General features: G+C 69.7%; 8 protein-coding genes. 2 read left to right on the top strand and 6 right to left on the bottom strand.

Annotated features, from left to right (window positions below):
- Positions 1-108: 108 nt before the first annotated feature.
- The 6 genes from ACFV1J_RS06195 to ACFV1J_RS06170 form a co-directional block, all read right to left on the bottom strand.
- Positions 109-582: a VOC family protein gene (locus ACFV1J_RS06195; RefSeq protein WP_385856066.1), complete on the bottom strand. Its 474-nt coding sequence runs from the start codon at positions 580-582 to the stop codon at positions 109-111.
- Positions 583-933: 351 nt separating this feature from the next.
- A complete protein-coding gene (locus tag ACFV1J_RS06190) occupies positions 934-1,230 on the bottom strand; it encodes a hypothetical protein (RefSeq protein ID WP_385856065.1) in 297 nt (98 codons plus the stop codon).
- An 898-nt stretch (positions 1,231-2,128) separates the two neighbouring features.
- The gene (locus tag ACFV1J_RS06185; protein ID WP_385856064.1) at positions 2,129-2,965 is read right to left on the bottom strand and encodes an RNA polymerase sigma factor SigF; all 837 of its coding nucleotides are present in this window, start codon (positions 2,963-2,965) and stop codon (positions 2,129-2,131) included.
- Between the two features lie 189 nt (positions 2,966-3,154).
- Positions 3,155-3,964, bottom strand: coding sequence for an RNA polymerase sigma factor SigF (locus ACFV1J_RS06180; RefSeq protein WP_030415862.1), 810 nt, complete (start codon positions 3,962-3,964; stop codon positions 3,155-3,157).
- Between the two features lie 313 nt (positions 3,965-4,277).
- On the bottom strand, positions 4,278-4,571 hold the full coding sequence (locus tag ACFV1J_RS06175; RefSeq protein WP_385856063.1) for a Dabb family protein: 294 nt from the start codon (positions 4,569-4,571) through the stop codon (positions 4,278-4,280).
- A 53-nt stretch (positions 4,572-4,624) separates the two neighbouring features.
- On the bottom strand, positions 4,625-4,768 hold the full coding sequence (locus ACFV1J_RS06170) for a hypothetical protein (protein ID WP_385856440.1): 144 nt from the start codon (positions 4,766-4,768) through the stop codon (positions 4,625-4,627).
- Positions 4,769-5,594: 826 nt separating this feature from the next.
- Here ACFV1J_RS06170 and ACFV1J_RS06165 point away from each other — a divergent pair.
- Entirely contained in the window at positions 5,595-6,374 is a 780-nt protein-coding gene (locus tag ACFV1J_RS06165; RefSeq protein ID WP_385856062.1) for a DUF2127 domain-containing protein, read from the top strand.
- Positions 6,375-6,502: 128 nt separating this feature from the next.
- Positions 6,503-7,000: a hypothetical protein gene (locus tag ACFV1J_RS06160; RefSeq protein WP_385856061.1), complete on the top strand. Its 498-nt coding sequence runs from the start codon at positions 6,503-6,505 to the stop codon at positions 6,998-7,000.
- The last annotated feature ends 12 nt before the right edge of the window (positions 7,001-7,012 follow it).

The raw sequence follows: 7,012 nt of genomic DNA, 5'->3' as shown, positions 1-7,012 counted from the left end.
GCGGGGGGGCGGGGGCGGGCTGGGGGCGGGCGGGCGTGTTGTGGGGGGGGGGCGCCGGGGCGGGGGGCGGGGCCCCCCCCCTCCCGCCCACCACTTACGTCTTACGTCTTATGTCGCGTCCGCCGCGGCCTGCAGTGCGGCGATGTCGATCTTCTTCATGCCGAGCATGGCCCTCATGGCGCGGGCCGCCCGCTCCTGGTCCGGATCGTTCAGCAGCTCCGCCATACCGCCCGGCGCGATCTGCCAGGACAGCCCGTACCTGTCCTTCAGCCAGCCGCAGGGGCCCTCCTCGCCGCCCTCGGAGAGTCTGGACCAGTAGTAGTCGATTTCCTTCTGGTCGGCACAGTCGACCATGAGCGAGATCGCTTCGGTGAAGGTGAACTCCGGGCCGCCGTTGATCGCGACGTACGGCTGACCGTCGAGCTCGAACTCGACGGTCAGGACGGTGCCGGCCTCGCGCGGGCCCGCCTCGTTGTAGTGCGTGACATTGGTGATCTTCGAGTTCGGGAATACCGAGCAGTAGAACTCGGCGGCCTCCTTGCCCTGGGTGTCGAACCAGAGGTTGGGAGTGATGCGAGGCATGACGATCTCCTGCGGGTCTGCGGGTCTGCGGGTCTGCGGGTCTGCGGGCTGGGGCCTGAGGGTCTGCGGTCCGCCGGGTCGCCGTGCGCGGTCGGCGGTCCGCGGTCCGCGGTCGGCCGTTGTGTCGTGCGTTACCTGTATCGACCGTTGCACCGGCCGCTACGCCTCGCCATCCGGGCGGAAATTTCCACGAGCCGCCTCACGAGCCCCACATGCGTACGACGCGCCAACATGCCTACGACGCGCCCCACGTGCGTTACGCGCCCCCACCCCGCGCGTTACGCCCCCGCCCGCGAGCTACGCGCCCCTGCGAGCCAGGCGTCCCTGCGTGTTGAGTGCCTGCCCTGCGAGTTACGCGTGCCACGCGAAGGTGATGTCCCTGGTGTCGAGGTGCATACCCAGCGGCACCCGCCAGGCGTCCACGCACACCCGCCAGCTGCCGGTCTTCTTCTTGCCGCCGGCGAGGGGCAGTGGGAGCTGGTGCGTGGACGTGACGGTGGCCCAGTCGACGCCGAGGGGGCCGATGACATGGCTGCCGAACATCACCTTTCCGGTGGTGACAGGGTGGTCGCCGGTGTTGACGAAGTCGAGGCTGACCTTCTGGCACCAGCGGACGTCCGTGTCGGCCAGGACGGGGTGACCGACCAACAGACCACCAGGCGCGCCCGGTCCGGCCGGGACGCTGGGCCTGGGCGGCGCGGGGGAGCCGTGGTGCGGCGGCCGGGTGGGGTCGTTGGGCTGCGGTGCGGGCCCAGGCGGGGGCAGGGGCGTTGGCGTCCCGTGAGAGCCGGAGGAGGGAGCCTCCCAACCTCCAGCGGAGCCACCACCCGGAGAACCGCCGTCACCGCCACCGGGTCGGTCGGCACCAGGTGCTGCAGTGGAGGAGCCGGACGAGTCGGCCCCTGTGCCCGTACGACCGGAACGGGCCCCACCGCTGCCGCCCCCAGGGCTACTGCCGCTCCCAGGGCTACCGCTGCTGCCGCCACCCCCGTCGTACGGCGTCAGCTCGATGCCGCCGCGTGGCGGTACGGGGTGCTGTGGCGCCTGTCCGTCACCCGGGCCGGCCGCGCCCACCGCGACATGGCCCCGGTCCGCCGCGCTTTCGCAGCCGGTGAGCAGGACACCCAGACACAGCACGGCCGCCGAGGCGGAGGCGAGGGTCGTTGTCGTCCGTCGTCGCATCGGCACAGTGTTGCTGACGGTACGTCAGATAGGTAGGGGTGGCGCACGAAGCAAGTCTCGGTGCACGGAGGGGGTGTCGTCATCGCGCCAAGTTGCCGCGGCGGTACGGACGTTGGATGCCACCTGTCCACAGGCACACCAAGGCACACCAAGGGTGCCAAGGCATGCCAAAAGCGGGCCCCGTAGCCAGCACGGCACAGGTCCCGTCAGGGATTGCGTCTCCGGATGCGCGTCAACCGTCGGGCGCGTCAGCCATCGGACTCGCCAGCCACTAGGTGCGTCAGCCGTCGGCACGTCAACTGCCCGATTCTTCAACTGTCCGCCGAGCGGCGCGGAGCTCGTAGGCCCCTCGGCGGACCGTTCCTCAGTCGGAGATCAGGCCCTCGCGCAGCTGCGCCAGGGTGCGGGTCAGCAGGCGGGAGACGTGCATCTGGGAGATGCCGACCTCTTCGCCGATCTGCGACTGGGTCATGTTGGCGAAGAAGCGCAACATGATGATCTGGCGCTCCCGGGCGGGGAGTTTGGCCAGCAGGGGCTTGAGGGACTCGCGGTACTCGACGCCCTCCAGGGCGCTGTCCTCGTAGCCGAGGCGGTCCGCGAGGGAGCCCTCGCCGCCGTCGTCCTCGGGGGAGGGGGAGTCCAGGGAGGAGGCGGTGTAGGCGTTGCCGACCGCCAGGCCGTCGACCACGTCCTCCTCGGACACGCCCAGGCACCGGGCGAGTTCGGGGACGGTCGGGGAACGGTCCAGCTTCTGGGAGAGCTCGTCGCTGGCCTTGGTGAGGGCGAGCCGGAGCTCCTGGAGTCGGCGGGGGACCCGTACCGACCATGAGGTGTCGCGGAAGAAGCGCTTGATCTCGCCGACGACGGTCGGCATCGCGAAGGTCGGGAATTCCACCCCGCGTTCGCAATCGAAACGGTCGATCGCCTTGATCAAACCGATCGTGCCGACCTGGACGATGTCCTCCATCGGTTCGTTGCGGCTTCGGAAGCGGGCCGCGGCGTAGCGCACCAGCGGCAGGTTGAGTTCGATGAGCGTGTCACGCACGTACGTGCGCTCCGCGCAGTCCTTGTCGAGCGAGGCCAGCCGCAGGAACAGGGAGCGGGAGAGCGTGCGGGTGTTGATGGCGTCGTCGTCATGCACGTGCGGTGCGGGCGCGGGAATCGCGGGAAGCACCTTTGAGCTGCCCAGTTCTACGGACATGCCACCCCCTTGAGGTCGCGGACGGATCGCTGCGGCGTCCCGGCCCGAGGCGGACCGGGAAGTGATGCCTCCACCTGAATACCGGAGGCAGCGCTACGGCAAACGCGGTTCCCGCAGAATGTCACATGTCGGCAACACGCTGTAGCGCCTTGTCGACATATCTGTGCAGGAACGGGTCGCCCGTCCCGGTTATGCGTCGATCCTGTTTGCGGATCGCAGCCGGGCGAAGCTCCGCGACAGTAGCCGGGAGACATGCATCTGCGACACCCCCAGTTCGGCAGAGATCTGGGACTGCGTCAGATTGCTGTAGTAACGCAGCAGAAGGATCCGCTGTTCGCGTTCGGGGAGCTGCACGAGGAGGTGTCGTACGAGGTCGCGGTGCTCGACGCCGGCGAGCTCGGGGTCCTCGTATCCGAGGCGGTCCAGCAGGCCGGGGAGGCCGTCGCCCTCCTGCGCGGCCTCCAGCGAGGTGGCGTGATACGAGCGGCCGGCCTCCAGGCAGGCCAGTACCTCGTCCTCGCCGATCTTGAGCCGTTCGGCGATCTCGGCGGTGGTGGGGGAGCGGCCGTGCAGCACCGTCAGGTCCTCGGTGGCGCCGTTGACCTGCACCCACAGCTCGTGGAGGCGGCGCGGCACATGGACCGTGCGGACATTGTCTCGAAAGTAGCGTTTGATCTCGCCGACGACGGTCGGCATCGCGAAGGTGGGGAACTGGACGCCGCGGTCCGGGTCGAACCGGTCGATCGCGTTGATCAGGCCGATCGTGCCGACCTGGATGACGTCCTCCATGGGCTCGTTACGGCTGCGGAAGCGCGCGGCGGCGTAGCGCACGAGCGGCAGGTTGGCCTCGATCAGGGCGGCACGGACGCGGGTGTGCTCGGGGGTGCCGGGTTCGAGGTCGGACAGCTCGGCGAACAGCACCTGTGTGAGCGCCCGGGTGTCCGCGCTCCGGCTCTCGCGGGACGGAGCCTTGGGCGCAGTACGGGCCGTCACGGTCACGCCACCCTTCCAGTGCTCGGCGGTGCAGGGACTCGCAGTGCAGGTATCCGGCAGTGCATGTATCCGGCAAAAGCGGTCATAGCATCACAAGACATGTGCACTGTGTGCAAGCACCCCATAACGCCGTGTTGAAGAGAGAGTTGGGTGGTGAGAGGGGTGGTGAGCGGGGGTGCGGAGGGGGGTGGAGAGGGCGCGCGGCGGGCACGCGGAAGCCCCCCGCCCGCGGGGGGCGAGGGGCTCCGGTGAACGTCTGCGGAACGCGTACGGACGTGTGGGGAGGGGCTCCGGGTGAACGGGTGCGGGGCGCCGCGGCTCAGAATTCGTAGTCCGCGATCACCCAGGTGGCGAATTCACGCCACTGGGTGGCGGCCGCCTGATGGGCCGGGTGCTCGATGTACCGCTTGAGGGCGTCCTTGTCTGCCACCGCTGAGTTGATCGCGAAATCGTAGGCGATCGGACGGTCGGTGATGTTCCAGGCGCACTCCCAGAACGTCAGCTCCGGGATCTCGTCCTTGAGCGCCGCGAAGGCCCGGGCGCCGGCCTGGACGCGCTCCTCGTCCCGGGAGACACCATCGTTGAGCTTGAACAGGACCAGGTGGCGGATCACAGGGGCCTCCGTGCGGCGGGTGATCAACGGGACCGGCCGGGAAGCCGGCGGCCCTACTTGATCAGCTGGGTCATGAACTCGCCGACGCCCTGAGCAGCGGACGAGATGCCCTCGAAGCCTACTTGGACCAGCTGGGCGGCACGCTGGGGGGAGGTGATGATCGTGTACAGCACGAAGACGATGACTATGTACAACACGATCTTCTTCGCCTGCGCCATCGTCCCGTCTCCCCTGTGGCAGTCCCCTGCGGCAGTCCCTGCGGCTCCCGCGGAGGCGCGGGCGGCCGAATGCAGTCGGGCGAGTGTAACCACACGTGTTCGATCCGGGGAGCCGGGAGTACGCACAGTTCACGGGCGGCGGGGGTGGGCAGGCGTCTGATCCGGTCTCGGGGCCGGTCTTCGCTCCGGCCCTCATTGGGTTGCTGAGACTGTCCCTGTCCCTGTCCCTGTCTCTGTCCCTGCTCTTGCCCTTTCCTCTTCCTGCCCCGGTCCTTGCCCGGTCCCTGCTTCGGACCCTGATCCGGGCCTTATGGACCAAAGGCCCGTTGACGCAGGTCCTTTGCCGGGCCGTCGGGGTGGGTCCGGCAGGCACCATGAAGGCGGTGGCCCGTTGGATCTGGCAGGAATCCGCGGGCCCGGGACCAGGGCCTCGCTGCGGGGCCCACGCCGCGGCGCACCCGCCGGCGGCGTGGGCTTGGGCTTTCGGTCCGCCCCGGGGGGAGCGGCTTCCCTTGATGCCGCTTCCCCCGAACCGGCCTGCTGCCCCCGGAGCGGCCTGCTTGCCCAGGAGCGGCCCCCTCTCCCCCCCCGCGGCCCCCTCTGTTTTCCGCGTCGTCGCTCGCCCCGCTCCCGGCGCCCGCCGCGACCGCCGCCCCGCGCAACCGCCACCCGCCGTCCCCGCGTCTCTCAGCTCGTACGACGCGGCGTCCGTGCATCATGTACGCGACAGATAGACGCGCGCCGGCGCGCCGCGGCGCGGTGCGGGCGGCCGTGGGGGACGACGAAAGGACCACGGGTTCCGACGATGAAGATCGACTGGGACCGGCGTACCTGCGCTCGCCGCGGGCACATCACCTACCTCCCGACCGAGGAGCACCTCCGGCAGAACCTCCGGGCCGACACCGCACTCGGCGTGGCCTGGCGCTGTCTGCGCTGCGGCGACTTCGCGCTCGGCGAGCCGCACGGCGCGGGGCCGGCCGCCGACGCCCCGCTCGTCCCACGCGGCAAGGTCCTGCGCGACCTGTTCATCCTGCGCTTCCTGGCCGTCGAACGGGCGGTGCGCGGCGTCTTCATCGTGCTGGCCGCGGTCGGCGTCTGGCAGTTCAGCAACCGCAAGGACGCGGTCCGGCGATTCTTCGACGAGTACATCGCCGTGCTCCGCCCGGTGGCCCGGCACTTCCACTACGACCTGGACCACTCCCCGGTCGTCGGCACCATCCAGAAGACCTTCGGCTACCGCCATTCCACCCTGGTGCTGGTGGCCGTGGCACTGCTGGTCTACGCCGTCATCGAGATCGTCGAGGGCGTGGGGCTCTGGTACGCCAAGCGGTGGGCGGAGTACCTGACGGTCGTCGCGACCGCCGCCTTCCTGCCGCTGGAGATCTACGAACTCACCGAGAAGGTCAGCTGGCTCAAGATCGCCACGCTCGTCATCAACATCCTCGCGGTGCTCTACATCGCGCTCACCAAGCGGCTGTTCGGGCTACGCGGCGGCCGGGCAGCCTTCGACGAGGAGCGGCACAGCGCCTCCCTCATGGAGGTCGAGGCCTCGGCCGGACTGCCCACCACGGCCCACCACGCCTGAACGCCTGACGCCGGAACGTCTGACGCCGGAAGGCCCGAACCCGGGGGGAGCCCACCATGTCCACGCACACGCCCACGCACTCACCCACGCTCACGCGTACGCCTACGCCCATGTCCACACCCGCACCCGTGAACTCCGTGCGATACGGCTCGGGTTCGCCGCGCCCGTCCGCCGCCCGCAGGCGTACGGCGGTGGTGCTGGCGCTACTGGCCGGCCTGCTCGCCGCCGTCGTCGCACCGGCCACGGCGGCCGGCCGCACCGAGACGGTACGCACCGAGACGGCACGCACCGAGGTCGTCCGTACCGAGACTGTCCGTACCGAGGCCGTGCGCGCGGTCGCCGCCGCCCCCGTGCGGTCCGCCGCCTACGGCCACCACGGGTCGTTCCACTCGTTCCACGCATCGCACGGCTCGCACCACTCGACGCCGCACCTCAAGAACGTCTACAAGGGCAAGAAGTCCTCGTGGAAGTCGAAGGGCAAGACGAAGAAGAAGCGTGGTTTCTTCAAGAAGCTCGGCATCTTCCTGATCGTCCTCTTCGTCGTCTTCCTGGTCCTCATCGCTCTGGTGATCTGGCTGATCGTGCACTTCGTCCGTCGCGCACTGCGCGGTCGGCGCAACGACTAGCCGCCACCCCGG

Source organism: Streptomyces sp. NPDC059649, assembly GCF_042734445.1.
In the GTDB taxonomy this organism is placed as follows: Bacteria; Actinomycetota; Actinomycetes; order Streptomycetales; family Streptomycetaceae; genus Streptomyces.
This window is presented reverse-complemented; position numbering and strand designations above follow the sequence as displayed.

Coding starts and splice junctions, on each gene's coding strand:
- ACFV1J_RS06195 (WP_385856066.1), bottom strand. CDS start 582: ATGCCTCGCATCACTCCCAACCTCTGGTTCGACACCCAGGGCAAGGAG.
- ACFV1J_RS06185 (WP_385856064.1), bottom strand. CDS start 2,965: ATGTCCGTAGAACTGGGCAGCTCAAAGGTGCTTCCCGCGATTCCCGCG.
- ACFV1J_RS06165 (WP_385856062.1), top strand. CDS start 5,595: ATGAAGATCGACTGGGACCGGCGTACCTGCGCTCGCCGCGGGCACATC.